Annotated in this window: 28 protein-coding genes; 10 read left to right on the top strand and 18 right to left on the bottom strand. The window is 35.5% G+C overall.

The annotated features are described in order from the left end of the window. Positions 1 to 19: 19 nt before the first annotated feature. From NX902_RS07090 to NX902_RS07080, 3 genes are all read left to right on the top strand, one after another. Positions 20 to 529, top strand: coding sequence for a 2'-5' RNA ligase family protein (locus NX902_RS07090; protein WP_095329980.1), 510 nt, complete (start codon positions 20 to 22; stop codon positions 527 to 529). 6 nt (positions 530 to 535) lie between these two features. After that, a complete protein-coding gene (locus NX902_RS07085; RefSeq protein WP_095329981.1) occupies positions 536 to 961 on the top strand; it encodes a GNAT family N-acetyltransferase in 426 nt (141 codons plus the stop codon). Between the two features lie 159 nt (positions 962 to 1120). Then, positions 1121 to 1795, top strand: coding sequence for a DUF421 domain-containing protein (locus NX902_RS07080; RefSeq protein WP_095329982.1), 675 nt, complete (start codon positions 1121 to 1123; stop codon positions 1793 to 1795). Between the two features lie 15 nt (positions 1796 to 1810). Here the strand turns inward: NX902_RS07080 and NX902_RS07075 are convergent, their stop codons facing one another. After that, positions 1811 to 2068: a hypothetical protein gene (locus tag NX902_RS07075; protein WP_095329983.1), complete on the bottom strand. Its 258-nt coding sequence runs from the start codon at positions 2066 to 2068 to the stop codon at positions 1811 to 1813. A gap of 160 nt (positions 2069 to 2228) precedes the next feature. Between NX902_RS07075 and NX902_RS07070 the strand changes: the two genes are divergently transcribed. Then, the gene (locus NX902_RS07070) at positions 2229 to 4556 is read left to right on the top strand and encodes an ATP-dependent helicase (protein ID WP_341160671.1); all 2328 of its coding nucleotides are present in this window, start codon (positions 2229 to 2231) and stop codon (positions 4554 to 4556) included. A 112-nt stretch (positions 4557 to 4668) separates the two neighbouring features. Here NX902_RS07070 and NX902_RS07065 read toward each other — a convergent pair whose 3' ends face one another. The 7 genes from NX902_RS07065 to NX902_RS07035 form a co-directional block, all read right to left on the bottom strand. After that, the gene (locus NX902_RS07065) at positions 4669 to 4923 is read right to left on the bottom strand and encodes a stage VI sporulation protein F (protein WP_095329985.1); all 255 of its coding nucleotides are present in this window, start codon (positions 4921 to 4923) and stop codon (positions 4669 to 4671) included. 183 nt (positions 4924 to 5106) lie between these two features. Continuing rightward, positions 5107 to 5235 (bottom strand): YjcZ family sporulation protein, encoded by a 129-nt coding sequence (locus NX902_RS07060; RefSeq protein WP_095329986.1) that lies wholly within the window; start codon positions 5233 to 5235, stop codon positions 5107 to 5109. A 163-nt stretch (positions 5236 to 5398) separates the two neighbouring features. Further along, positions 5399 to 5755, bottom strand: coding sequence for a stage V sporulation protein AE (spoVAE, locus tag NX902_RS07055; protein WP_095329987.1), 357 nt, complete (start codon positions 5753 to 5755; stop codon positions 5399 to 5401). Positions 5756 to 5808: 53 nt separating this feature from the next. Further along, a complete protein-coding gene (gene spoVAD / locus NX902_RS07050; protein ID WP_095329988.1) occupies positions 5809 to 6819 on the bottom strand; it encodes a stage V sporulation protein AD in 1011 nt (336 codons plus the stop codon). After that, positions 6819 to 7301: a stage V sporulation protein AC gene (spoVAC, locus tag NX902_RS07045; RefSeq protein WP_095329989.1), complete on the bottom strand. Its 483-nt coding sequence runs from the start codon at positions 7299 to 7301 to the stop codon at positions 6819 to 6821. The genes spoVAD and spoVAC overlap by 1 nt, the downstream gene beginning before the upstream one ends. Before the next feature lie 12 nt (positions 7302 to 7313). Continuing rightward, complete coding sequence (locus NX902_RS07040) at positions 7314 to 7793, bottom strand: sporulation protein (RefSeq protein ID WP_095329990.1); 480 nt, start codon at positions 7791 to 7793, stop codon at positions 7314 to 7316. 382 nt (positions 7794 to 8175) lie between these two features. Further along, on the bottom strand, positions 8176 to 8532 hold the full coding sequence (locus tag NX902_RS07035; RefSeq protein WP_095329991.1) for a DUF1360 domain-containing protein: 357 nt from the start codon (positions 8530 to 8532) through the stop codon (positions 8176 to 8178). 160 nt (positions 8533 to 8692) lie between these two features. Between NX902_RS07035 and NX902_RS07030 the strand changes: the two genes are divergently transcribed. Next, positions 8693 to 9181, top strand: a complete 489-nt coding sequence (locus NX902_RS07030) for a CotY/CotZ family spore coat protein (protein WP_095329992.1) — start codon at positions 8693 to 8695, stop codon at positions 9179 to 9181. Between the two features lie 355 nt (positions 9182 to 9536). On the opposite strand, the gene NX902_RS07025 is transcribed toward NX902_RS07030, so the two are convergent. The 4 genes from NX902_RS07025 to mgtE form a co-directional block, all read right to left on the bottom strand. After that, positions 9537 to 10043 (bottom strand): CotO family spore coat protein, encoded by a 507-nt coding sequence (locus tag NX902_RS07025; RefSeq protein WP_095329993.1) that lies wholly within the window; start codon positions 10041 to 10043, stop codon positions 9537 to 9539. 182 nt (positions 10044 to 10225) lie between these two features. After that, on the bottom strand, positions 10226 to 10999 hold the full coding sequence (gene fabI / locus NX902_RS07020) for an enoyl-ACP reductase FabI (protein ID WP_095329994.1): 774 nt from the start codon (positions 10997 to 10999) through the stop codon (positions 10226 to 10228). Between the two features lie 263 nt (positions 11000 to 11262). Further along, a complete protein-coding gene (locus NX902_RS07015) occupies positions 11263 to 13116 on the bottom strand; it encodes a monovalent cation:proton antiporter family protein (RefSeq protein ID WP_095329995.1) in 1854 nt (617 codons plus the stop codon). A 20-nt stretch (positions 13117 to 13136) separates the two neighbouring features. Further along, complete coding sequence (mgtE, locus tag NX902_RS07010) at positions 13137 to 14528, bottom strand: magnesium transporter (RefSeq protein ID WP_095329996.1); 1392 nt, start codon at positions 14526 to 14528, stop codon at positions 13137 to 13139. A 162-nt stretch (positions 14529 to 14690) separates the two neighbouring features. Here mgtE and prpE point away from each other — a divergent pair, with 162 nt between their 5' ends. Further along, on the top strand, positions 14691 to 15449 hold the full coding sequence (prpE, locus tag NX902_RS07005; protein WP_095329997.1) for a bis(5'-nucleosyl)-tetraphosphatase PrpE: 759 nt from the start codon (positions 14691 to 14693) through the stop codon (positions 15447 to 15449). Positions 15450 to 15488: 39 nt separating this feature from the next. On the opposite strand, the gene NX902_RS07000 is transcribed toward prpE, so the two are convergent. From NX902_RS07000 to NX902_RS06985, 4 genes are all read right to left on the bottom strand, one after another. Further along, positions 15489 to 16373 carry an RluA family pseudouridine synthase gene (locus tag NX902_RS07000; protein WP_095330045.1) on the bottom strand — a complete coding sequence of 295 codons (885 nt, stop codon included), beginning with the start codon at positions 16371 to 16373 and terminating at the stop codon, positions 15489 to 15491. Between the two features lie 45 nt (positions 16374 to 16418). After that, on the bottom strand, positions 16419 to 17213 hold the full coding sequence (locus tag NX902_RS06995; protein ID WP_095329998.1) for an NAD kinase: 795 nt from the start codon (positions 17211 to 17213) through the stop codon (positions 16419 to 16421). An 86-nt stretch (positions 17214 to 17299) separates the two neighbouring features. Then, on the bottom strand, positions 17300 to 17932 hold the full coding sequence (locus NX902_RS06990) for a GTP pyrophosphokinase (RefSeq protein WP_095329999.1): 633 nt from the start codon (positions 17930 to 17932) through the stop codon (positions 17300 to 17302). Positions 17933 to 18080: 148 nt separating this feature from the next. Continuing rightward, entirely contained in the window at positions 18081 to 18449 is a 369-nt protein-coding gene (locus NX902_RS06985) for a UPF0738 family protein (RefSeq protein ID WP_095330000.1), read from the bottom strand. Positions 18450 to 18844: 395 nt separating this feature from the next. Here NX902_RS06985 and NX902_RS06980 point away from each other — a divergent pair, with 395 nt between their 5' ends. The 4 genes from NX902_RS06980 (at position 18845) to NX902_RS06965 (ending at position 21585) form a co-directional block, all read left to right on the top strand. After that, on the top strand, positions 18845 to 19432 hold the full coding sequence (locus tag NX902_RS06980; RefSeq protein ID WP_123257252.1) for a CYTH domain-containing protein: 588 nt from the start codon (positions 18845 to 18847) through the stop codon (positions 19430 to 19432). 140 nt (positions 19433 to 19572) lie between these two features. After that, complete coding sequence (locus tag NX902_RS06975; protein ID WP_123257251.1) at positions 19573 to 20199, top strand: lytic transglycosylase domain-containing protein; 627 nt, start codon at positions 19573 to 19575, stop codon at positions 20197 to 20199. A gap of 106 nt (positions 20200 to 20305) precedes the next feature. Then, positions 20306 to 20713 (top strand): globin domain-containing protein, encoded by a 408-nt coding sequence (locus NX902_RS06970; RefSeq protein WP_095330003.1) that lies wholly within the window; start codon positions 20306 to 20308, stop codon positions 20711 to 20713. Then, a complete protein-coding gene (locus NX902_RS06965) occupies positions 20713 to 21585 on the top strand; it encodes a ClpXP adapter SpxH family protein (RefSeq protein ID WP_095330004.1) in 873 nt (290 codons plus the stop codon). Before NX902_RS06970 ends, NX902_RS06965 begins: the two co-directional genes overlap by 1 nt. Positions 21586 to 21916: 331 nt before the next feature. On the opposite strand, the gene pepF is transcribed toward NX902_RS06965, so the two are convergent. Together pepF and NX902_RS06955 are read right to left on the bottom strand one after the other, a co-directional pair. Then, positions 21917 to 23740, bottom strand: coding sequence for an oligoendopeptidase F (gene pepF / locus NX902_RS06960; protein ID WP_095330005.1), 1824 nt, complete (start codon positions 23738 to 23740; stop codon positions 21917 to 21919). A gap of 180 nt (positions 23741 to 23920) precedes the next feature. Beyond that, positions 23921 to 25096 (bottom strand): competence protein CoiA, encoded by a 1176-nt coding sequence (locus NX902_RS06955; RefSeq protein WP_341122719.1) that lies wholly within the window; start codon positions 25094 to 25096, stop codon positions 23921 to 23923. Between the last annotated feature and the right edge of the window lie 181 nt (positions 25097 to 25277).

Below are 25277 nucleotides of genomic sequence, written 5' to 3'. Positions count from 1 at the left end.
TGAAATGGAGGTTCGTCGAATGAAATACGGTATTGCTATTTTCCCTGGTAAGGATTTGCAGGATTTAGCTAATTCACTTCGCAAAAGATATGACCCGAAATATGCTTTGATACCACCACATATCACGTTAATCGGTGATTTTGAAGCTAGTAACGAGGAAATTGAAGAAGTAAGTAAAAAACTAGCAACGATTGCAAGTCATTATCATTCTATTCCTATTAAAGTAACAAAGGTCAGCTCTTTTAAACCCGTAAGCAATGTTGTTTATTTAAAGATTGAACCAAGTACAGACTTAGAACATCTTCACCAAGAACTAATCAGTACATTGGGTGTTAGTCTAGAGCATCCGTTTGTGCCACATATTACACTTGGGCAGGATTTATCGAGTGATGAGCATTTAGACTTATATAGTAATTTACGCATGCAAAACTATCATTTTGAAGAAACAGCGGATCGTTTCCATTTGCTATATGAATTGGAAAATGGTTCTTGGACCGTCTATGAAACATTCCGTTTAGGAAAGGAATAGTGGAAAGTGGAAGTAGTTATTGTTAAAACTGATAAAGAGTTAAAAGATGCCTTTTATGTTCGTCAAACTGTTTTTGTTCAGGAGCAGAAAGTACCAATGGAAGAAGAAATAGATGCATATGAAGAGGATAGCGTTCATTTTGTTCTCTATGATGACGACAATAAGCCTATTGGTGCTGGACGTTACCGAACATTTGATGAATACGGAAAGGTAGAAAGAATCTGCATCCTCTCCACTAATCGAAAAGGTGGAGCTGGAAAAGCAGTTATGAATAAAATCGAGGAATATGCCTTAAATGATGGGGCTCCTGCCTTAAAACTGAATGCCCAAACACAGGCCATTCCTTTTTATAGCAAACTTGGATATGAAGTCATCTCGGAGGAATTCCTAGATGCTGGTATTCCACATAAAACCATGATTAAGCATTTATAGATTTTGGGACTGCCCAATGGATGGAAAAGCATAGCTTGTCTTTAAAGCTTGTGATTATCCGTCATGGAGCAGTCCTTTTTATTTTTCGTGATTAGCAAAAAACAAAGGTTTAATTTTCTTCCATCTGCCTACAATAGATGGAAGAAGGGGTGAGTTGAATTGGAATTCACACATATATTTAGCGAGCTTATTATCGGCTATTTTTTATTGTTGCTTTTAACAAAGGTATTAGGAAAGACACAAATCACGCAGATTACTACCTTTGACTTTGTTTCTGTCTTAGTACTAGGCGAGCTTGTCGGAAATGCTATGTATGATACAGAGACAGGAATAAAAGAAATAATGTACTCCATTCTTATTTGGGGAGGATTAATTTACATAACAGAATTCATCACGCAAAAGTTTCGGAAAACCAGACAACTTTTAGAAGGAAAACCGTCTATTATTATAAATAAAGGCAAGATTGATTTTAAGGAATTAAAGAAAAATCATTTAGATATAAATCAATTACAACATTTACTTCGTGCAAAAGATGTTTTTTCAATAGCAGAATGTGCTTATGCCATTTTAGAAACAGATGGCACGATCAGTGTGCTCAAGAAATCAGCATTCGTGAATCCAACAAAACAGGATATGAATTTATCGTTAGAAACCACTTCCCTTCCGATAAGTATCATTCTTGATGGAGAAATCATCAAAGAAAACTTACCTCGTATCGGTTGGAATGAAGAGCAATTAATGCAAGAATTAAAAAAACGAGATGTTCAATCTCCAAAAGATATCCTCTATGCCGAATGGCAGGAAGGATCGCCTTTATATGTGCAAAGCTACTAATTGAATTAAAACACTTTAGATTTGCGCATGAAAATAAGTACCCTTTCCAGTTAGTTCTGCAATTAACTTCTCATTGGGTACTCCTTCTTCATGCCTTTGTTTCTTCTGGTAAGATGTCTGAGAAGGATACTTTATCTGTAGATTGGTAGAAGAATTAACGATTTTAGCCGCTGGATAAATTTCTTCTTTCTTATAATTCTTTGTTTTGCTTATAATGTCTCTAACCGCGTACTGCTCTGCTTGATAATGAGTAATTGGCAAGATATATCCCATCAGAATCTGTCCCTTCTAGTTTATTATTTATCCTTTTCCCTTCTTTTCCAAAAAGTAAACCCCTTTTCTACTCTTTAAACAATCATCTCTTTTTGATATGATAGATATTATTTCAAACTTATGTACGGCTCCAGATTTATTAATAGATTCGAGGTTTCCTATGTTAACAGCTTTTTATTATGATAGACTTATTTCATTAAATACCATTGACAGACAAGAATTACAGAAAATTTATGAAGCTGGCAAAAATGGATTTCTCGCATGTTCTGTATGCGGAGAAGCAGTAAAGCTTTATTTAGGATTAAAAAATACTCCCTATTTTTATCACTATTCAGCTAAACAGCCCTGTATGACAGAATCATCTACTATTGAACAGGAACAAGCTGCTGCAGCTGATATCGATTACGAAGAAAAAAATGGGTTCCGGATTCCTAAGAGTAGAAATATTTCCAAAGACAATACAGAAATTACTCCTTTTAGACCGCCTATGTCTATAAAGGCGATTACCCATACATCTGATGTCGCTGCTAGTCAAACAGTTACTTTTCCACAAGAATCTTATTTAAATACACTGAAACAAAACGGCTATTCTCTTGATATTACACAGAGTGAGGCTGTCGCAATAGATGATGGACCCATTCTGGTCCTTGCAGGTGCCGGTAGTGGCAAAACCCGAGTGTTAACAATGAGAGCAGCTTATCTCATCCAGGAGAAAAAGGTAGATCCGTCAACCATCATGCTCGTTACCTTCACCAATAAAGCAGCAAATGAAATGAAGGAAAGACTCTTACACTATCCAATGATGAATAAAGGGATTGTGCAAAAAATTGTTTCTGGAACTTTTCATAGTATTCTTTACCAAATTTTAATCTTTCATGAACGGGAGAAATGGCAGCGAAATAAATTATTAAGCAGTAATTGGCAGCGAGAGCTTTTGTTAAAGGAAATTGCCCGTGAAAAGCAATTAGATGAAAAAGACTTCCCTTTCGATGCAGCTCTTCAATTAATCGGTGCATGGAAAAATAGTATGCTTTTTCCTCATGAAATAGAGCCTGATAATGACTGGGAAAAGAAAGTTGCCCAACTATATAGTGGCTATGAAACAAAAAAACAACAGCGAAATTTGTATGACTTTGATGATATGCTTCTTGGAGGCTATCATTTCTTTCTTAAAAATCCAGCTATTTTAGAAACTTATCAAAAGCGTTTTACTCATTTCTTATTAGATGAATTTCAAGACATCAATAAAGTTCAGTACGAATGGATAAAGCTAATGGCAAGGTCAGCTCATTCTGTCTATGCAGTAGGAGATGATGATCAATCTATCTATTCTTTTCGTGGTAGTGATCCAAAATACCTTTTAGATTTTGAAAAAGATTATCCGAATGCTAAAACGATTATTCTTGATTACAATTACCGCTCTTCTCAAGAAATTGTATCCATCGCTAAGTCTACAATCAGTAAAAATACGAAGAGACGAGCAAAAAAAATGATAACTGGCTATTCAGGCCAAACTCCCATTGCCTTTTATCCTTATGATGAGGAAGAAGAAGCTACGATGATTTTGACCGATATTCAGGAGAAAATAAAGACAGGCTATGAACCGAAGGATTTTGCAATTCTCTTTCGAACTAATACAAATAGCCGTGCCATGTTTGAGCGACTGGCTTCTTCCAGTCTACCATTTCGTTTAGAACAAGATACAGGTTCTTTCTATCAAAGATTTATTGTGAAAAGTATGATGGCCTATTTAAAGCTCATTCATGATCCAGATAACCAGCAAGCGGTTGCTGATATTCTCCCGACCCTATTCTTAAAAAAAACGGTATTACAGGATATTAAAGCAATAAGCATATTAGAAGATTGCAGCTTTTTAGATTGTCTAGTTTTTATTAAAACAGGATTCGCATTTCAAGAAAGCAGATTGAAAAAGATTCCTGAAATAGTAAAACGATTAATTCGTTATTCTCCTCTGGATGCTATTAATTATATTGAAAAGGAATTAGGCTTTCAGGAATTTATAAAAAAACGGGGAAACGAAGGAAATCAATGGGATAAAGGCTCTGATGATATTCGCGATTTAAAAGTGGTGGCACGTAAATTCCAATCGATTAAAGAATTTGTTCAATATACAGACCATATGACTGCTATGAATGAAGAATTACGAAAGCAATATAAAAACGAAGAAAATGTAATCACATTAAGCACCATTCATCGCGCAAAAGGTTTAGAATATAAAACAGTCTATATTGTTGGTACGGTTGATGGTTCCATTCCCCATGACTTTGCACTAGAATCATTCCGCAATAACAACTTCATGCCGATAGAAGAAGAACGCCGCCTTCTCTACGTTGCCATGACAAGGGCACAACAAGAACTATATTTATCGGTTCCTATGTATTTAAGAGGAAAAAAAGCAAAAACTTCGCGCTTTTTATCACCCTTGTCAATGGTTACTATTAAAGCAGCTGAAAAGGAACGGTCATAATAAAAATCAGTAATTCAAACCTTACACAGATACATTCTCTACAAGAAGCATTTTACAGGGAAAAAACAGGGTAACTATGTCGTGAATTCGCGCAGCTACCCTTTTTTCGATTTTACTTTTTGTTAATCATTTTAGATAATGTATTAAAATCAAGCTGTTTACCATCTTTAACAATTGATTCAACAATCCTATCTTCCGTTTGCTTTGGAACAGATTTTCCAGCAATTTGTGATACTCTGCGAATGACACTTCTTACTGTTTTTTCATCTTTAAAATTTGCATTTTGTAAGGAATTCGCTAGTTCTAAAATATCTTTCATATTAACGCCAGTTTTAGACTCAATGTTTTTAAAGAAATTATTGTTCATACCTGTGTTTCCTCCTTCGATGAGCTACTTTACATTCTATGAAGGAAAGAAAAAAAGGTGAGAACTCAAGAAAAAGAAAACAAAAAATGAACAAAGCGCTTAAATAAATATGGAGAATCCAAAGAACAAACAGAAAGGAGCTCTCTTTGCAAGAGAACTCCTTTTCCCATTGACTAACCTGAATTAGTTGTAGAAGCTAGCTCCTACGATTACTAAAAGGATAAATAAAACAACGATTAATGCAAAAGAAGAGATACCATATCCTCCGCCGCTATAACCGCCGCCGCCATAGCCATATCCGCCATAACACATTCCTACTTCACCTCGCTTCTCCTTGTACTCCTTAACAGAATATGGAGAATTGAAGTTTATGTGTAGGCAAGCTACTATTAACAAATAGAATGTACGATTGTCACAGAGATAATCATTTATTTCCCGGTTTAAACAACGTTTTTCTTTTAAAACATATGATGCTTTATCCTTTAGGTTTAAACAATAGTGCTCCTATAAAGCCAAATACGATTGCCGCAGATATTCCAGAGCTTGTCACTTCAAACATACCTGTTAATACACCGATAATGCCATGCACTTCAGCTTCTTGCATCGCCCCATGTACTAAAGCATTCCCAAAGCTTGAAATTGGTATTGTCGCACCTGCTCCTGCAAAGTCAGCAAATGGCTCATATAATCCAAATCCATCTAAAACGGCACCTGTCACAACTAATGTTGTTAATGTATGTGCAGGCGTAAGCTTCGCAACATCAAACATAAGCTGACCAATGACACAAATTATGCCACCAATCACAAAGGCCCAAAAGAACATTGGGAGCATATAGATTCCTCCTTCTTTCTTTATAAATTAGCATTCAGCAGAGAAAACACTGCTTAAATTTCGATTGATACAGCGTGAGCGATACAAGGAATCGTTTCCCCTTGTTGAACGGTAAGCGGTGAGAGAAGCGCACCAGTGGCGACACAGAGAATTCTTTTATACATACCTTTTTTCATTTCATTTAATAAATGCCCGTACATTACTGTTGCGGAACAGCCTGCACCACTGCCTCCAGATTGTACAGGCTGCTCATTTGTGTATATTAACAATCCACAGTCTTTCATTTTATTTTCATCAATTATTAACCCCTTTTCCTTTAAAAGGGCTATTACTGTTTCTCTGCCAATTTTCCCTAAATCACCTGTTACAATTAAATCATAGTGAGAAAGATCTAAATTTAAATCTTGGAAATGAGCATAGATTGTATCCGCAGCTGCTGGAGCCATCGCCCCGCCCATATTAAAAGGATCCGCTAATCCCATGTCTACCACTTTTCCTATCGTTGCAGAGGTTGTGTATGGAAGCTGCTCATTTGTCTGATTCTTCGTGACGAGGGCAACTCCAGCACCTGTGACGGTCCATTGAGCAGTCGGCGGCTTCTGGCCACCATATTCTGTTGGATAGCGGAACTGTTTTTCGACTGCTGCGTTATGGCTGGAAGCACCTGTTAATACATTATCAGCTCCTTGATAATTCACCATAAAGGAAGCAAGTGCTAATCCCTCTATAGACGTGGAGCAAGCACCAAATAATCCAAAATAAGGGATTTGTAAATCTCTAGCAGCAAAACTAGAAGGGGTAATTTGGTTGATTAAATCACCTGCTAAAAAGAACTGGATATCTTCTAGCTTGAGTTCTCCTTTTTTCATGGCTGTTTGTGCTGCTTCTTCCAATAAAATGCGATGAGCCTGTTCATACGAGGTTTTTCCCATCCATAAATCATCATGTAATACGTCAAAATCAGCAGCTAATCTTCCATTTGCTTCAAAAGGACCGCCTGATACTCCGGTAGATTTTATTACTGGATGATTTTGAAATACCCAGGACTGTTTTCCCTGAAGCATTAGAATCCCCCCGTCATCATAATAAATAGTGTTTTTATAAGAGCAACTACAAATGCCGAAAAAACACCGAACAATATAACAGAACCAGCGAGCTTAAATATATTTCCTCCGACTCCTAGTACAAATCCCTCTGTGCGATGTTCAATAGCGGCAGAAATAATGCTATTACCAAATCCTGATACAGGAACAGCACTCCCAGCACCAGCAAACTGGCCAATCCGGTCATAAACTCCAAATCCAGTCAACAGCATCGAAAGAAAAATAATGGTAGCTGAAGTTGGATTTCCCGATGTTTGTTCCGTAAAATGAAAGAAATATATATAGAAGTAAGAAATAAATTGACCAATCATACAAATAAATCCACCGACAAAAAATGCTTTAATGCAGTTCTTTAGAACAGGACGTTTCATTTCAAATTTTTGTTCCAACTTTTCATATTGCTGCTGCTCTGGTGTCTTGTTTTTTTTCTTATTATCCGCCACCTTTTTCCCTCCTTATGTTAATTCGTTATTCAATTGAATGATCTCTTTCAAACGCTTATCTGCTTTTTCTTTACTATAGTCCGGCTCCTGGATTTTATCCCATAAGCGGATGGTCTCTAAGAATATCTTAAAATCACTAGAGACAGTGAATCTTTCATCTGGATATTTTGATTCCAGTTTCTTCGTTAATTCCTTTTCAATGCTTTTCATTTTAAACCTAGCCATTTGCTTTACCTTATAAGCAACTAATATATCTTTCTTCCCCTTGATTACCGCAACATCATAAATGGACGAAATGGTATTCGTTTCTTCTTTTATTCCCTCTACTAATTCCTCTTGTTTCTCATCAGTCTCTGTATAAAGAGCAATTGGCGCTGGATTAATTCTTTTAAGCATCGACCATCGGCTATTCGGTGTTTCCTTCGCACAGCCAGCTAAGAATACACATATGCTAAAAATCAACAGATAAGATGCATGCCTTCTATTTGTCATATTCTTCCCTTCCTATTTAAAGATGAATTAAAGTATCTTTATTTTTTTCGATTTAGGCTTTAATTATTAGATGTTTTTACAACAAAAAAAATCCAATTTTTACAAATTGGGTTTAAGTCATAAAAAATACCCGCACAAAGTCGGGTATTTTTTGTTATTTCGCTAATTTTTTTCCACAGTTACATCCAGATTTTTTTCTCTTTGCTTTAGCTGGTTGCGACTTTACTGGCTCAGTCACTTTAGGTACTTTTTTTCCTAGCAACTCCAATCCCTCCAATAATGATGATCTATGCATGTATAAAAACATTAATTTTTAATGTTCTTATCCCATTGTATGTCAGGAAAAAATGTATGTGTAAACAACTAGCCCAGCAGTTAGTAACTATTCAACAAACACTCGTTGTAAAATAGCTTCTAACAAAGACGCTCCTCCAGCGATCGCAAAAATAAGTACAACAGGTTCACAAATGGCTGGGAAGAAATAATATAAAATGATAAGAAAGATTGCTACCCATACTCCGGTACACCAATAGCAGCTAATTAATTCGCCAATAAATCCACGAATTTTACCTGACTTAGGGACAATATAAATTTCTGTTTGCCCGTCCTTATTTTGTTCCTCTACTTCTTCTAAAAATATTTTCCGGAAAAATTCAGTAATCTGATCAAACACAATTAATCTTGTTACACGAAAGCTTGCCAAAATGAGTAAAAAAAACTCCATCCAATGGATATCCATCTCCATTCTCCTCTCCGATAGACCAAAATATTCTAAACGAATGGTCATATGCCCAAATTTTAAGAAAAAAGGCGTTTGTCCGTAACCCATAAGGCTCTTCGGCAATATGTTAGTAATGTAAGAAACATAAAGAAAGAAACAAACAAGGAGGAAAACAATTATGGGTTGTGGAAAAAAAGAAGATATTCACGGTACATCCAGCTGTGTTTGCGAAGTGGTTCGTGCCATTAAAGATATCCAGGATAACGCTGAAGACAATTGCGAATGTGAAACTAACTGTTTCTCAGAGCCTTTAGGATCTCTTGTATCTCCATCAAAACGTAAAAAAGCAGATACACGTGTATTCGTATTAAGCAGTGCAGATGGCTCTCCATTCCATGCATTCTTTACAGGTCATGACTGCAACTGTGTTTCCATCTTTTTCAGAGTTGAGGATGTTTTTGATAACTGCTGTGCAGTATTAAGAGTTCTTGCTCCTATTGGTAAAGATGGAGAAACTCTAGATATCGTTGGACACAAAGGAATCGACTTAAGCAAAATTTGTGAATTAGAAGGATTCCAACGTACTTCAAGCTGTATAACTGTTGACTTAAGCTGCTTCTGTGCTGTTCAATGTATCGCTGACGTTGACTTAAATGTTTGTGACTAAGAAATTACTAACTTTGTATATGCTATACACTCGGAGGTCGTCTTTAAGACGCCTCCGTTTTATTTATCGCTCCTTTCTCTCCGCCTTATATTTTATGCATAAGAAGAAGCAAGCATGTTATTAGACGAGTTTGATTCCTATATGTTCACGAATTTGTTGAATATTGTATCCTTCAATCCTTCCTAATACTTTTTATGCTTGTACGATAGTATCCGATGAAAAAAAGTTATTCCAAATGGAAAAATGGTGCCATTTACATTCTAGCGAGTAATATAGTAAATATAACTGCTATTATATTTATGACGCCAAATATTCCAATTTGAAATAACTCTCTATTAAAACGGGAAAAGATTGTTTAAATACCAATCATTTTAATCTCATCGATCGTTGCAATATTTAAAGTAACGATTGTCTGATCCATTAATTTTATATCGACTTTATCTGCATTTAAATCAACAACAAATCCACGAACAGTCTCCTGCTCAGTTACAACCAAACATGGGACTGGTGGTAACTGTTTCGGAAAATGAAGTAAGTACTCTAATTTCTCGACAATTCCCATTTCTTTAAAGCTTTTTAATCGTTTAAAAGCTGGTTTTCTTGGTGTTTTTTCCACTTGCTGTTCTTGATAGCTTTGAATTTGTTCCTGAACATTTGTAGTATCTAGTTTTTCTGCTCCTTCTTTCGCAGCATCTTTTTTCGCTTTTATTTCTTGGAGCGCTTCTTCCTTCTGCTTTTTTTCCATCAGCTCTTTGTATTGCTTCTGTTTAGAAATTTTTGCTGAATAGCTCACTTGCATATTGCCTTGCATCGTTTTTGTGCCTGACTGAGAAAGATAAGGCTTATTATTCTCACTATACATCTATAATCACCTCCTAAAACAGAGAATACAAATTTTATAGGATTCATCCTAATGTATGCATGATTCGCCTAATATGTAACTTTAAATAATGAAAAAGAAAACTAGTACAAGGGAGTGGAATTGGAGCAAAGGAAAGAGCAAAAAAAGACAGTCGATCTATTGATCGGCTGTCTTGAATGAAATTAACCAACAATATGGAAACCTGAGTCAACATGAATGTTTTCTCCTGTTATCCCTCTTGCTAAATCACTGAATAAGAATAATGCTGTATCGCCAACTTCTTCTGGAGTAGTTGTTCTTCTTAGTGGAGAACGTTCTTCAATTTCTTTAAGAATGGAATTGAAATCACTGATTCCTTTTGCTGATAATGTACGAATTGGACCTGCAGAAATAGAATTAACTCGAATGCCTTCTTTTCCTAAATCAGCAGCTAAGTAACGAACACTAGCATCTAAGGAGGCTTTGGCAACACCCATTACATTATAATTTCTAATAGCGCGCTCTCCGCCTAAATAAGTTAATGTAACAATGCTTCCACCTTCTGTCATTAACCCTTTCGCTTCTTTTGCTACAGCAGTTAAAGAATAAGAGCTAATATTATGGGCAAGTAAGAATCCGTCTCTTGTTGTATTCATATAATCACCTTGCAGCTCTTCTTTATGAGCAAAAGCAATACAATGAGCAATTCCATGAATGGTTCCTACTTCTTTTTTTATTGCTGCAAAACAAGTAGCAATCTCTTGGTCATTTGTAACATCACATGGCAAAACAATGCTGTCTGTTGAATCTAAAGTTGCAACAAGGTCACGAACGCTTTTTTCTAATCTTTCCCCTGCATAAGTAAAAATTAAACGCGCACCTGCTTTATGCAAGGAAGTCGCAATTCCCCATGCAATACTTCTTTTATTCGCAACACCCATCACTACATAGGTTTTGCCTTTTAACGAAAAAGTCATTCTTATTCCTCCTATATACTATTACAAGTTATTAGTACCTAGTACTAATTTTACTACAAAAACGTAAAAAAAGAAAGCACTGTTGTAATAGGCGTTTTAATCATTTTCTTCTATATTAAGTACTCTACTATTTCTTTCAGCAAAAACTATTCATTACAAACCATCTTCCTTTTATCTATTTTCGCCCCCATTATAAGGAACCAAACTCTAAAAAAGCTTTCTCTTCCTATTGTTAAAAGAAAGAGAAAGCTCGGTTTACTTCCTTACTTATAATTAAACTCTAGTTGACGTTTTAATTCTGTTACATATGAGTGTGATCCTGTAACAAGAAGATGATCATTAAGCTGTAATTCTGTATCGCCATGTGGAATGACAAAATCAGAGCCTCTGAAAATGCGGACGAAAATAACGTCTCCCGTAAATGGGAATGAGCGCAATGACATCCCTTCAAATTCTTTGTTTCTTAATGTAATCTCATGTAATGCTGTTTCCGTATTACCAAGCAGGGCAAAGATATTTGGTGATTGAATTAATGCCGTTAATAAAGCTTTCGTTGAAGTAAGCATAGAGAAAACTTCGATATCTTCTCTGCGCAGCTCTTCTTCTTTCTCCATGTTCTCGACACGACAAATAACTCGGTCTACTCCTGCCCTTTTTATCATGAGACTCATCTCAGCATTTAAGTAAGAATCTCCAGTGGAAACAACTACAATATCTGCTCCATAAATATCTGTTTGTTGCAGTATATCTTCCGAATAATTTTCCAACTCAATGATTTCAAATAAAGAGTCAGCAATTTGAAAATCGTGTTTTTCTTGTTTTTTATGATAGAAAGTAACATCATACAGGGTGGACTTCAACTCTTGATAAACCTGCATGGTTACCTGATTTACCCCAATAATAGAAACATTTATCACTTTTTCACGTGCAGCATCTTTAGGGAATAGCTTTTTAAAGACAACAGGTGTAATGATACAAGAAATAATCGCTACAAGAATAAAAGTCCCACTCATTTGCGAAGTAATAATATTCAATCGTTCCCCAATTGTCGCGGCTGCAATAACAAGGGATAAGGTTGATGTTAATAAAAATCCGGAAGCCACAATCGTTTTAGTATCATACCATTTTTTCAAATAATAGACTGGCAGCAGCTTACTTACTAATAATGCTACTAATAACAATGGAATAAATAGCAATAGTTTAAGATCAGTAAATAATGACCATATATCCATCTCCACCCCAATCATTACAAAGAATATAGGAATTAAAAATCCATAGCCAAAAGAATCAAGTTGATGAACCAATTCTTCATTTGGCGATAATAACGACACTAGGACCCCTGCCAAGAATGCTCCCAAAATATGTTCTGCTCCAACAGATTCGGATAAAGCAACAAGAAAAATAATTAGGGCAAATACTGCTCTCGTACCAATTTGCACGGTTCCTCGGGAAAGAGTATCCATAAATTTTTTGTTTTTTATTCTTCTACCAACAAAGTAAAGAATTAATCCTGCCCCAAAAAGAATTAATAGCAGCCAAGTATTTCCCCCTGATTCATGAATAGAAGCAAAAACAGCGAGCAAAATCATCGTGACTAAATCTGCGATTACAGCCACCAGCAAAATAATTTGCCCAATAACTGATTTCATTATATTTGCTTCTTTTAAAGTAGGTACTACTACTCCTAAAGAGATAGTTGCAATAATTATTGTCATTAAGAAAGTACTATCAACAAAACCAGCAAGTACAAACAAGAAGCTTAATCCAATAGAAAGAACGAGAATTGCTACAAATATAATAATTGCCGTTTGAAAGGATTTTGGCTCCAATTCTCCATTAGGTAGTGTCTCTCTTTTTTTCTTACTAGAGAAAGCAGAAAAGTCTATCTCTAACCCGCTTAAAAACATTAAAAAGATAAATCCTAATGTTGATAGCGTTTCTAGCCACATATCCTGTTCGACTAGATTAAAACCGCTTTTTCCTATAATTAATCCCATCAAAATTTCGGCAACAACTACCGGAATGACATTCAATTTAAGCCGCTGCAAAATAATAGGGGTTAATAGAGCTACCGTCACGACGATAACTAGTGATGCGAAAGAAGCACCATGTGCCATCGCTATCCCTCCTCTTTTTTCTAATTTGTTAAATAACTCATAAACATTGTTGCCATACCAAAATAAATCAAAATACTGATAATATCATTTATTGTCGTAATAAACGGTCCAGAAGCGACGGCAGGATCAATTTTAAATTTATGCATAATAAGGGGAATAATCGCCCCAGCTATTGTAGCTACAATCAGGGTTCCCAAAATCGAAATTCCCACCAGCATCCCTAAAAAGAAATCACTCTTCCATATATACACAACCATCATAACAAGCAACCCACAAATTGTTCCGGTAATAAGCCCTGTCCCCGCTTCTCTTCCTATTAACTTCCAACTGCTTTCTTTGCCAATATTCCCAGTAGCTATCCCACGAACGGCTACAGCTAAGGCTTGTGTTCCAGTATTTCCAGCCATTCCCGCAATAAGCGGAATAAATACAGCAAGGATAGCAACCTGGTCTAATGTTTTTTCAAAACGACCAATTAAGCTTGCAGTAAACATGCCAAGAAATAATAAAATAATCAGCCATGGCAATCTCTTTTTGGCAGCAGAAAAGGGATGCTGATCAACAAAATCCATGTTTGATACAGCAGCGAATTTAGAATAATCCTCTGAAGCCTCTTCTTGCATGACGTCTACAATATCATCAATAGTAATAATCCCAAGCAACCTTTTTTGAAAATCAACCACAGGCAGCGCCAAAAAATCATAGTCTTGCATTTTTCTTGCTACTTCCTCTTGGTCTTCACTTACAGAAACAGAATAAATGCGGTCATTCATAATTTCCTTTATGAGCATCTGATTATCACTAACAATTAAACTTCGTAACGATACGACACCTACCAACTGCTTTTGTTCATTAACGACATATACATAGTAGATTGTTTCCGCATTAGGAGCCTCTCTTTTCAATATCTCCATAGCGGTTTCTACTTTTTGTTCTGCAGATAAACTAATATAGTCAACTGTCATAATACTTCCGGCAGTGGACTCTTCGTAATGCATAAGTGCTTTAACTCGTGCGGTAGTTGGCTGATCCATTATTGCCAAATAGCTTTCTACTTGCTCTTTATCCAACACATTTAAAATATCGACTGCGTCATCAACGGACATATTTGCTAATGTCTCTGCAACATAATCAGGTAACAGTTTAGCAAATAACGTTTGATATTCCCAATTATCCATTTGTAAGTTCTCGAACATCTCTGCAATCTCATTTGGAGCTAAATATTCAAAAACTTGAGCTCTTTCTTCGATCTCCATTTCCTTAAAAAATGAAGCTTGATCGTATGGATGTAAATCAAGGAAATTTTTTCGGAATTCTTGTAAGTTTTCATTTTGTAAAGAATGGAGAATTACAGCATGCTGTGCTTCATTTGTCAATATTTTCTCTGCCACCGTTGTTCTTCCTCCTTTCATAAAAAAATAATATGATTTTTATAGTAACAAAAGATAAACGATTTGTCTTTTATTTATACATAAACTAAATACTCTCTTTATAATTCCCCAAATAGAGAAACAATTAACAAAAATGCACATTATAGCAATTGGGTATAGTAAAAAGGTAAAGGGGTGATTTTAATGAAGCTTGATATCATTGGAGATATCCATGGATGTTACGAAGAGTTTACGCTTTTAACAGAAAAATTAGGCTATACTTGGGACCAAGGTTATCCCTTGCATCCAGCAGGAAGAAAGCTTGCCTTTGTTGGTGATTTAACAGATCGAGGTCCTGCTTCCTTAGCGGTTATCGAAACTGTTTATTTATTAGTAAAGAAAGGGTTAGCTTATTATGTACCCGGAAACCATTGTGATAAACTATACCGTTTTTTCTTAGGAAGGAAGGTAAAAATTGCCCATGGTTTGGAAACCACTGTTTGTGAATGGGAGCAATTAAATAAAAAAGAACAACAAAGAATCAAAAGGATGTTTAAAGAGTTATACGAAAATGCACCATTATACCATATTTTGGATAACCAAAAAATAGTCATTGCCCATGCAGGTATTCGTGAAGATTATATTGGAAAGTACCATAATAAAGTAAAAACCTTTGTGCTTTATGGCGATATCACCGGAGAAGTTCATGAAGACGGTTCTCCTGTAAGAAGAGATTGGGCCAAAAAGTATAAAGGAAAACCGATTGTTGTATATGGACACACCCCTGTGCGCAATGTAAGAGAAATGAATCGAACATACAACATAGATACCGGCGCGGTCTTTGGAGGGAAATTAACAGCACTTCAATATCCAGAACTAACTGTTGAATCTGTGCCCTCCAGTATGCCTCTTGTAGAAGAAAAATTTCGCACATTTGATACAGAAACAGCAAAGAATCTTTAATTTACTTTAGAAAATAACAAAAAAGAGTGAAGTTTCCTTTTAAATGGATTCTTCACTCTTTTTTATTTTCTGTTCAAGCCCTTTCATATCATCAGGGAGATCAACTGTAAAAGTAATCGATTGTTTCGTCACAGGATGCGTAAACTTAAGAAAAAAACAATGTAAGGCTTGCCGATTTATCCAATCTCGTTTTCCTCCATATAAATCGTCACCTAAAAGCGGATGTCCCTGATAAGCTAGATGAACACGAATCTGGTGCGTTCTTCCTGTCTCTAAAGACAATTCTATAAGGGATAAATGCTTATCCTGTGCTAATACACGATAATGGGTAATGGCTGTTTGGCCATCTTTCCTTACTTCCCTTTTAATAATACTGTCCGAGCATCTGCCAATTGGCTCATTAATGGTAGCAGTAAACGGCGAAATTTGTCCTTCAGCAAAAGCGAGATATTTTCGTTTTACATCACCGCCTTTTTGCTGTTCACTAAGTAAATGGTGAATGTGACGATGTTTAGCAATAAGCACTAATCCAGATGTATCCCGATCTAATCTCGTGACAATATGGGTTGTTGCTTCAATTCCCTGCTTTTGATAGTAGCCTACTAATGCATTAGCTAAACTACCACTAGGATGCTCTCTTGATGGTATCGTATTCATCCCATACTCTTTTTGTACAATTAAGAGATACTCATCCTCAAAGACAATGTTTAACGAGATCTGTTCTGGAATTAAGCCACTACTAGGCAGCTCCGGTGGAAAAGAAACCACTAATTGATCGCCTTCCTTTAATGTGTAGCGAACATTTTCTTCTTTTTCGTTAACAAGAATCTTCCCACCCTTAAACTTTATATCTGTTAAAGCCGCCTTAGAGATATGTTGAGTCTTCAAAAATTCCTTAATGGTCATACTTTTTTCTTGCTGCATAACCCACTTTAACGTAAAGCTCAAGCTATCGCTCCTGTCTATTTCTTATTCAGAAATGAAAGAATCATGTACTCGTTTCCAAAATGGAAATGGTCGAAACCTTGCAAACCGTACTTTTTCTTCTGCTACTCGATATTGAATCGAATGTACTTTTTTATGTAAAAGATTCAAATGATCAATAGAGATTTGAAAATTAGGTTCATTCACTGGCTTTAACACACATGTATGATGTTTCGGTAAAATTAATGGGGAGCCAACCGTTCGAAAGACTCTATTATTTATGGAAGCCATTTCTGCCAACTGTATTGCTTCAATAGAGGGATGCACAATCGCTCCGCCTAAAGCTTTATTATAAGCAGTACTTCCAGAAGGGGTAGATACACAAAGACCATCCCCTCTAAATCGTTCGAAATGTTTGCCGCTCATTTCTACGTCCATAACAAAGGTTCCTTCCATACTTTTCACCGTTGATTCATTTAATGCTAAATATCTCGTTTCTTTTTCCTCATTTTGATAACGAACTATCACTTCTAAAATGGGATATTCAATAATGTTATATGGCGTTTTTGCTATCGCAATGACGAGTTTTTCTAACTCAGCTGGCGTCCAGTCTGCATAAAAACCTAAATGACCAGTATGCATCCCAACAAAGGCAGTTTTATCTAAACGATTGCTGTATCGATGAAATGCATAAAGAAGTGTCCCATCTCCTCCTACGGAGATTACAATATCCGGCTCTTCTTCATCATATACCAATTCAAAATCAAGCAAATATTGTTTAATTATTTGGACTAAGTTTTCTGATTTCGAATCACCCTTTGAGGTAACGGCAAATTTCATAAGTTTGGTAGCTCCTCTTCTCAGTTTTTAGAAATGCAGAATATCTTTGAATTTCTTTTTGTGCTTAGAAACGATCTAACTAAAAACTACTTATTTTTATCATTTTCTTTCTTACGGTTAAAGAAAGCTTGTGCTTCTTGAATTTCTCCCCGGATTAAAGACATTTCTTTATCTAATCGAAAAGCAGCTTCTGCCGCTCCTTGCAATCTCATTTTAATATCTTCGGGAAATTGGCCTTTATACTTATAATTTAGCGAATGTTCAATCGTCGCCCAGAAATTCATCGCAAGCGTACGAATTTGAATTTCGACTAAGAGTTTCTTTTCCCCATTTATGGTTTGTACTGGATAGACAATTACCACGTGGTAAGAACGATAGCCGCTTTCTTTTCTATGTAAGATATAATCTCTCTCTTCGACAATGTCAAAATCATTTCTTTGTCTTAATAGTTCAACAACTCTTATAATATCGTCAACAAATGGACACATCATTCGAAGTCCTGCAATATCTTGCATTTCTGTTTCTAGTTTATCTAAAGGTATCCCCTTTTCATTTGCCTTATCCAATATACTTGCTATTGGTTTTACACGCCCTGTTACAAATTCTATCGGAGAATGATCATCTTCATGATCAAATTGACGTCTCATTCCTTTTAGTTTAACCTTTAGCTCATCTACCGCTTGTTTATAGGGCGCCAAAAATTGATCCCACTGTTTCATATATATAACACCTCAATTCCAAGGTTCTTTTCAGACGAGGTATTTCTTTTATAGACGATTTGTCGATTAATTATCTATTTTTTCAAAAACAGGCAGAATTACACCATTAAACAGTGGATAAACCTGCTTTATACAATCTAACAAATCATTATAGAAAAACGGATGAAACTCCTTTTTCCATATCCTCTCCATAATTTCCATTTCCTCGAATATTCTCAATTAAATACTCTAATTCCTCTTTGAAGTTTTCAAGCAATAAATGCCCCTTCTCATCTTTTATAAAAAATGAACTATTTGACTCTAATGCCTGTTTACAATCCTTCCATACGCTTTCCGGAATTTCTAGATAAACATATTCATTTTCCTTTTCAAGTAAATATATAAACGCAAGAGCATCAGAATCAACAAGTATTTGACCACATGCCTTCGCATTTTCTAAATTGACATCCTCTTGCAGTTGAAATACTAGTTCATTTTCCCTTTTAATTGTCTCTTTAATTTGCCATTTTTGTTTCATCATTCACCCTCCAACTATGCATATTTTACCACAACCACAAGAATTATCATAGAAAAGCGGAAGCACCTTGTCAGCGGTGTACAAACTGGAGGACTAGCGACTAAGATAAAGGAAACACGATAAGCGGCAGCGAATCGATGTTGACTTATCGTAGGGAGGTAGTCTGAAGTTTGCTAACCGCTAGGCGCTGCAGCTAGACAGATAGAAAAGCGGAAGCGCCTTGTCAGCGGTATACAAACTGGAGGACTAATTACTCCACGTCCTGTGGCAACGTCGACACTAGTACATCCTGTACGTCGGAAGACGTCGATTGAGATAAAGGAAACACGAACATAGCTTGTTTCTCTTTCTACCATTATAATAATAGACAAGATGGTTTAAGAAAGGATCTATATATGTCTAAAAATCAAAACATTGAAATCGAATTTAAAAATATGTTAACAAAAGAAGAATATGAACTGCTCCTAACTCATTTTCAAGTGAGCGAGGAAGATTTATTTGAACAAGAAAACCATTACTTTGATACTAGTAATTTTGCTTTAAAAGCTAATCACTCCGCACTTCGAATTCGTAAAAAAGAGGCAGAATATGAATTAACATTAAAGCAGCCGCATCCAGACGGGCTTTTAGAAACAAATAAAATTCTTTCCAAAACAGAAAGCGATGATATTTTTTCAACTGGAAGAATAAGTGATGAGCAAATTTCAAGTCTGTTAAGAAACATGAACATCGATCCAACATCTATTATATATTTTGGAAGCCTACGAACAATTAGGGCGGAAAAGAAAATTGGAAATGGTTTACTAGTTTTGGACCATAGTTTTTATTTAAAAAAAGAAGATTATGAGTTAGAATATGAAGTAAGCAATCGGGAAGAAGGAAAAATTTACTTTCAGGAGCTATTAGCCACCTTAAAAATTCCCGTTAGAAAAACAAAAAACAAAGTACGCAGATTTTATGATGAAAAATATAACCAAAAGTAATTTAGTACATTTGCTAGATTATTCTACACCGTTGTACCAGCAATAAAGTTTATTCACCACTTTATTGCTTCTATTTTGTTCACTGCGAAGTGTTGTTACTTGATGTAAATAGTCTTATTTCTCATAAATGGAGGAAAGCAATGAAAATTGATCAGTTTAAGGTAATGCTTGAACTCCAAGCTTTACAAGGTTTAAATTCACAAAATACAGGTAGTGCATCTACCCTCTTTCAAGATTTTCTGAGTAATATGTTATCATCTGAGACAAAATTAACGAATGCAATTGAAAATAATACACTAGGAGCAGCTTCCATACCATTAGGCTTAGCGAATACTAGCCCTCTTATGCCATTAAGTTTAACCAAGCTGTCTTCTTCATCGGCATCTACCACTTCTGATTTCGATGAAATGATTAAAACAGCAGCAGAAAAATATAACTTACCTGAAAAGTTAATCAGCTCTGTTATCAAAGTGGAATCCAATTTTAATCCTAATGCAACAAGCTATGCCGGAGCATCTGGATTAATGCAGCTAATGCCGAGCACAGCAACATCGTTAGGTGTGCAAAATGTTTTTAATCCATTAGACAATATTATGGGTGGCAGCAAGTACTTAAAACAAATGTTAGATAAATATAACGGAAATGTCGAACTTGCTTTAGCAGCCTACAATGCTGGACCTGGTAATGTGGATAAGTACGGTGGCATTCCGCCATTTAAGGAAACACAGAATTACGTAGCTAAAGTAACGCAGCATTATACGGCATAATGTCCCTCTCGACCTGTTTACAAGCTATTTATTTGTACAATGAAATATCGATTGTTACAATATAGTTAAAGTACTGCTATAAAAGAACGATAAAGGAGTTTTAAATATGGTCGAGAAAATGTCGACACCTTATGAAAAAATTGGTGAAGCCACATTAAATAAACTTGTAGATTCATTCTACAATCGTGTTGGTCAACATCCTGACCTAGCTCCTATCTTCCCAAAAGATTTAACAGAAACTGCTCGTAAGCAAAAACAATTTCTCACACAATTTTTAGGCGGTCCACCTCTTTACTCTAATGAACATGGTCATCCAATGCTAAGAGCGAGACATTTACCTTTTCCAATAACAGAAAAGCTTGCCCTAGCATGGTTATCTTGTATGGATGAAGCCATGGAAGAAGTAGACTTAGATAAGGAAATACGAGAAGAGATTTTTTCAAGACTCGTGCTGACAGCGAAACATATGGTTAATTCGGAGGAAATTGAAACTAAAAAAGGTGATAACACGTGATGGAAAAAGACATTTCTATATCCAAGCCGAAAACAGCTGATGACAATTGCCAAGATAGAAAACCACTCGAAATATATATGTTTATCGACCCACTCTGTCCAGAATGCTGGGCGCTTGAGCCTATTATGAAAAAATTACAGATTGAATACGGACGGTATTTCTCCCTTAAACATGTATTAAGCGGTAGATTATCTTCCTTAAATTGTAGTAAGAAGAGCAAGCATGCGAATATCGCCGAATTTTGGGAAAAAACCGCTAGTCGTTCAGGAATGTCATGTGATGGTTCTTTATGGTTTGATAACCCTATCGTTTCTCCTCATTTACCTTCCATCGCACTTAAAGCAGCAGAATTGCAGGGACGGAAATCTGGAATGAAATTCTTGCGAAAATTGCAAGAACTATTGTTTTTAGAGAAAAAAAATATTGCCACCTTTGAAGTTCTTAAGTCCTGTGCTAAAAGTGTAGGAATCGATGTAATAGAATTTGTATCAGATATTCATTCAAATAGTGCAGCTAAAGCTTTTCAATGTGATTTAAAAATCACAAGGGAAATGGAAGTAAATGAAATACCAACATTAGTCTTCTTTAATGAGAATATTGAAGAGGAAGGGATTAAAGTTACCGGTTACTATCCATATGAGGTATATGTACAAATTATCGAGGAAATGCTTCAGATTCAGCCAGAAAAAGCAGCTCCACCGCCACTAGAAAACTTTTTAGAGTGCTTTAAACTTGTTGCATCAAAGGAATTATCTGTTGTTTATAATAAATCCATTCAAGAGATTGAAAAAGAAATGAAGAAATTGCAATTAAGACAACTAGTAGAACAAATACCAGCTAAATACGGGGTATTTTGGAAATATATCGGTTAAAACTGGGGGATATGGTAATCTATTAAGATGCCATGTCTATTTTTTTATAATGAAATACGAAAAAAAATAAAAAAGGACTTGCTGTCTCAAGGCAAGGCCTTTTTTACTTTTACGAACAAAGGGGATGGGAGAAATTTTTCACGGTCAAACAAAGGGGTATAAGTTTGTTTGTGATTAACTTCACAACTAAATAGTATCATAATTTAATTATCTTCTGCAATACATCTGGGGGGATGTTCACAAAACCTTCATAATTTCAAACTGTTCGCAAACGAAAAAAAGCGTGTAATAGAGTTTTCCTCTACCACACGCTTTACTATTCTTAAGGCAATTAAATTTCGTTTAATAAGCTTTCCATCTCATTCAATTTTTCTTCAAAAACCTGGCATGCCTCTTCGATTGGCGTTTTGCTTGTCATATCTACTCCAGCTTTTTTAAGTACTTCAATTGGATAATCAGAACTTCCAGCCTTTAAGAACTCAATATATCGTTCCACTGCTGGTGTCCCCTCTTCTAATATTTGTTTACTCAATGCTGTTGCAGCACTATAGCCAGTTGCATATTGATATACATAGAAATTATAGTAGAAATGCGGAATTCTTGACCACTCTAAGCCAATTTCCTCATCAATAATAATATCTTCTTCCCCAAAATACTTCTGATTTAAAGCATAGTATTCCTTTGTCAGTAAATCAGCTGTTAATGGCTCATTATTACTTGCTTTTTCATGAATTAATTGTTCAAATTCAGCAAACATCGTTTGACGGAATACCGTACCACGGAAGCCCTCTAAGAAATGATTCAGTAAATATAGACGTTTTTGTTTATCTGTTATTGTTTTTAGCAAGTGATCGTTCAATAAGGATTCATTGCAAGTAGAGGCTACTTCTGCAACAAAGATGGAATAATTACCATAAGGATATGGCTGTGATTTTCTTGTATAATAGCTATGCACAGAATGCCCAAATTCATGTGCTAACGTAAATAGATTGTTTACATTATCCTGCCAGTTCATTAAAATATATGGATTGGTTCCATAAGATCCAGAAGAATAAGCACCACTTCTTTTCCCTTTATTCTCATGTACATCCACCCAGCGGTTTTCAAAGCCTTCTTTTAAGATAGACGCATATTCCTCACCAAGTGGAGCCAAGCCTTTTATAACTAATTCTTTCGCTTCTTCATAAGGAATTTCCATTTTCACATCTTTGACTAATGGTGTATATAAATCGTACATATGCAGTTTTTCTAGGCCAAGGACTTTTTTACGCAATTTCACATAACGATGTAATAATGGTAAATTCTTATTAATTGTTTCCACTAGATTTTCATACACTTGTTCTGGAATATTATTGGCAGCCAATGCAGCATGTCGTGGCGAATTATAGTTTCTTATTTTTGCATTAAATGTATGACTTTTTACTTCTCCACTCAATGTAGAAGCAAATGTGTTTCTAAATTTGCCATAGGTATCATAGACAGCCATAAATGCATCACGGCGTACACGTTGATCCGCACTTTCCAGAAAGCGAGAATAACGGCCATGCGTAACTTCTACTTCTTCTCCGTTTTCATCCTTAATGCTTGGAAACTCCAAATCGGCATTATTCAGCATCCCAAATGTATTGCTAGAAGAATCTAATACCTCTGATGCTTGTGCAAGCAGGGCTTCTTGGTCAGCATTTAACACATGAGGTCTTTGTAAATTGATTTCTTCTAAAGCCTTCTTATACAGCTTTAATTCATTATTTTCTTCTAAATATGCACTGATTACTTTTTCATCAATGGATAATAGTTCTGGTACCATGTAAGCTAACGCACTTGCAGCCTGTGCATACAAGCTTTTAATACGTCCGTCTACGCCTTGATAGAAACTATTAGTCGTATCTTGATCATAACGCATATGTGCATATGTATATAATTTTCCAAGTCTTGATAAAAGCTCATCCTGATATTGCAAAGCTTCATAAAGAACCTCTGCACTTTCGGAAAGCTTCCCTTGATACTCTGTTGCTTTTTGAGATAATTTCTTTACTTCTTCAAATTCTTTATCCCATTCTTCATCACTTGCAAATATATCCTCTAATCTCCAAGTATCTTCTACTGGTACCTCATTACGCAGTGGTAATTTTTTTACTCCTGTTTCTGCTGACATATTCCATCCTCCACTCTTTTTTTATTTCGGAATTCGAAAATAAACGTTATTAAATATTCTCTGTTTCCAAACCAATTCCTTCTTATTCTACCAAATTTTCGATCTATTTCCGATTTTAATGCATGAGCAATTTTTCTACATATACAATAGCATATGTATTTTATGTTTTTTCATTTATCTTTATTGCTTATTGATCAAATTTTTTAATTGCTTATAGAACATTACTTCTTCCTGTTCCTGTATCTCATAATCTCTGATTTTCTTCTTATAAAGCATCTGATAAAAACAAGGTTTTATTTCCTCTATAACCTTTAGTTCCACCAGAAGGAGTATATATTGTTTAACTGTTTCTCGCCAGTCTACCTCGCTTATAAAAGGACAATCTCTTATTTTAATTTGTCCCCTTTCAATTCTCTTATGGAAATTCACATAAATCTTTTGAAGGGGGTATATTTTCGTCTCTTCTTTAAAGCTATCCAGAAAAATAGTCGCCTGCCAATATAATGGTGGTGTTTCGAGGAGAACCCCTTCCTTTAAAGGGATACCAATAAATGGGGGTAAAAAATGGGGATGAAGACCATGGGCATACAGTTCTTTTAAAAATTGATAATTTGTTTTAGTTTGGTAATGTACATCCTTTGTTTTTTGCCGATGAATAATCTCACGCCAATAAGCAAAATGCCATTTTTTTCTGGGAATAAAGGGCTGCTTTCCCTCTATTTTTACTAATGGAAAGCAAAAAGTAGTCACAAAAGATTGGGAGATGGATATTGGTATAGGGTTCTGAATCAAATAAAACGCCCGGTCATATGGACAATACGACGGTAGGAGATATTGTTTGCGGTATAAGATGAAAAACTGATAAACAAATGCAGAAAGCTTCAATTTGATTGGATTCCACTTCTTTAAATGGCAAAAGCCGATAATCCAAATAGGATGAATGTTTACTTTTCGATAACCTTCTGTACGTTTCTTGATTAACTGTGGAGAAATCACAGCACATTGATATTCAATTACATACTGCTTATTACGAAAGACAAAACTAATATCTGCCCGTTGCTTTATTTCTGGATAATAAGGCTCTAATAGGGGATGAAGATTCAATTCAACTAATTTTTGATATAATTGCAACTTTCCTTGTAAATGATAAGTAGACTCCGCCTCTCCATTACTTGAACAACACGCTTTCCTTTCATGGGCAAAATGTGTAATCTTTTTTTCTCCCATTTTTAAGAGAACACGTCCCTTACATTCTGGACAATACAATGGAGTTTGCCGTAAGCCTTTTAAATCATCTTTCTCCTTCCTAGTGAATAAGTTGATTATTTCGCCAGCTTCTGTCATGGCTGTAAACAAAGAAATTTCCTCCTTTTCAATTTATTCTATACCTATTCTTGTTTATGATTAGAATCCCCTTCTTAAACTTCTTTTTTATTTCAATTTCTGTTCCTTCTTTCTTAGAGAATGTCCCATACGAAAAAAGAGCTCGCTTTTGCTCATTATCTTAAATAAGCATAAATACGCGCTCTTTAGATGG

This window comes from Niallia sp. FSL W8-0954, from assembly GCF_038005605.1.
Classification (GTDB): domain Bacteria; phylum Bacillota; class Bacilli; order Bacillales; family Cytobacillaceae; genus Niallia; species Niallia circulans_A.
Note: the sequence above shows the minus strand (reverse complement) of the source record. Positions and strands in the feature narration are given on the sequence as shown.

Bases quoted from the DNA above. Each gene is read 5' to 3' on its own strand.
- NX902_RS07065 (WP_095329985.1), bottom strand. From the start codon at position 4,923: ATGAACAATAATTTCTTTAAAAACATTGAGTCTAAAACTGGCGTTAAT.
- NX902_RS06965 (WP_095330004.1), top strand. From the start codon at position 20,713: ATGGAAAAAGACATTTCTATATCCAAGCCGAAAACAGCTGATGACAAT.
- NX902_RS06990 (WP_095329999.1), bottom strand. From the start codon at position 17,932: ATGAAACAGTGGGATCAATTTTTGGCGCCCTATAAACAAGCGGTAGAT.
- mgtE (WP_095329996.1), bottom strand. From the start codon at position 14,528: ATGAAAGGAGGAAGAACAACGGTGGCAGAGAAAATATTGACAAATGAA.
- prpE (WP_095329997.1), top strand. From the start codon at position 14,691: ATGAAGCTTGATATCATTGGAGATATCCATGGATGTTACGAAGAGTTT.
- NX902_RS07075 (WP_095329983.1), bottom strand. From the start codon at position 2,068: ATGGGATATATCTTGCCAATTACTCATTATCAAGCAGAGCAGTACGCG.
- NX902_RS06975 (WP_123257251.1), top strand. From the start codon at position 19,573: ATGAAAATTGATCAGTTTAAGGTAATGCTTGAACTCCAAGCTTTACAA.
- NX902_RS06995 (WP_095329998.1), bottom strand. From the start codon at position 17,213: ATGAAATTTGCCGTTACCTCAAAGGGTGATTCGAAATCAGAAAACTTA.
- NX902_RS07040 (WP_095329990.1), bottom strand. From the start codon at position 7,793: ATGACAAATAGAAGGCATGCATCTTATCTGTTGATTTTTAGCATATGT.
- NX902_RS07060 (WP_095329986.1), bottom strand. From the start codon at position 5,235: ATGTGTTATGGCGGATATGGCTATGGCGGCGGCGGTTATAGCGGCGGA.
- NX902_RS07070 (WP_341160671.1), top strand. From the start codon at position 2,229: ATGTTAACAGCTTTTTATTATGATAGACTTATTTCATTAAATACCATT.
- spoVAE (WP_095329987.1), bottom strand. From the start codon at position 5,755: ATGCTCCCAATGTTCTTTTGGGCCTTTGTGATTGGTGGCATAATTTGT.
- NX902_RS07090 (WP_095329980.1), top strand. From the start codon at position 20: ATGAAATACGGTATTGCTATTTTCCCTGGTAAGGATTTGCAGGATTTA.
- NX902_RS06985 (WP_095330000.1), bottom strand. From the start codon at position 18,449: ATGAAACAAAAATGGCAAATTAAAGAGACAATTAAAAGGGAAAATGAA.
- NX902_RS07015 (WP_095329995.1), bottom strand. From the start codon at position 13,116: ATGGCACATGGTGCTTCTTTCGCATCACTAGTTATCGTCGTGACGGTA.
- pepF (WP_095330005.1), bottom strand. From the start codon at position 23,740: ATGTCAGCAGAAACAGGAGTAAAAAAATTACCACTGCGTAATGAGGTA.
- NX902_RS07030 (WP_095329992.1), top strand. From the start codon at position 8,693: ATGGGTTGTGGAAAAAAAGAAGATATTCACGGTACATCCAGCTGTGTT.
- NX902_RS07000 (WP_095330045.1), bottom strand. From the start codon at position 16,373: ATGCAGCAAGAAAAAAGTATGACCATTAAGGAATTTTTGAAGACTCAA.
- NX902_RS07035 (WP_095329991.1), bottom strand. From the start codon at position 8,532: ATGGATATCCATTGGATGGAGTTTTTTTTACTCATTTTGGCAAGCTTT.
- fabI (WP_095329994.1), bottom strand. From the start codon at position 10,999: ATGACTTTTTCGTTAAAAGGCAAAACCTATGTAGTGATGGGTGTTGCG.
- NX902_RS07025 (WP_095329993.1), bottom strand. From the start codon at position 10,043: ATGTATAGTGAGAATAATAAGCCTTATCTTTCTCAGTCAGGCACAAAA.
- NX902_RS06970 (WP_095330003.1), top strand. From the start codon at position 20,306: ATGGTCGAGAAAATGTCGACACCTTATGAAAAAATTGGTGAAGCCACA.
- spoVAD (WP_095329988.1), bottom strand. From the start codon at position 6,819: ATGCTTCAGGGAAAACAGTCCTGGGTATTTCAAAATCATCCAGTAATA.
- NX902_RS06980 (WP_123257252.1), top strand. From the start codon at position 18,845: ATGTCTAAAAATCAAAACATTGAAATCGAATTTAAAAATATGTTAACA.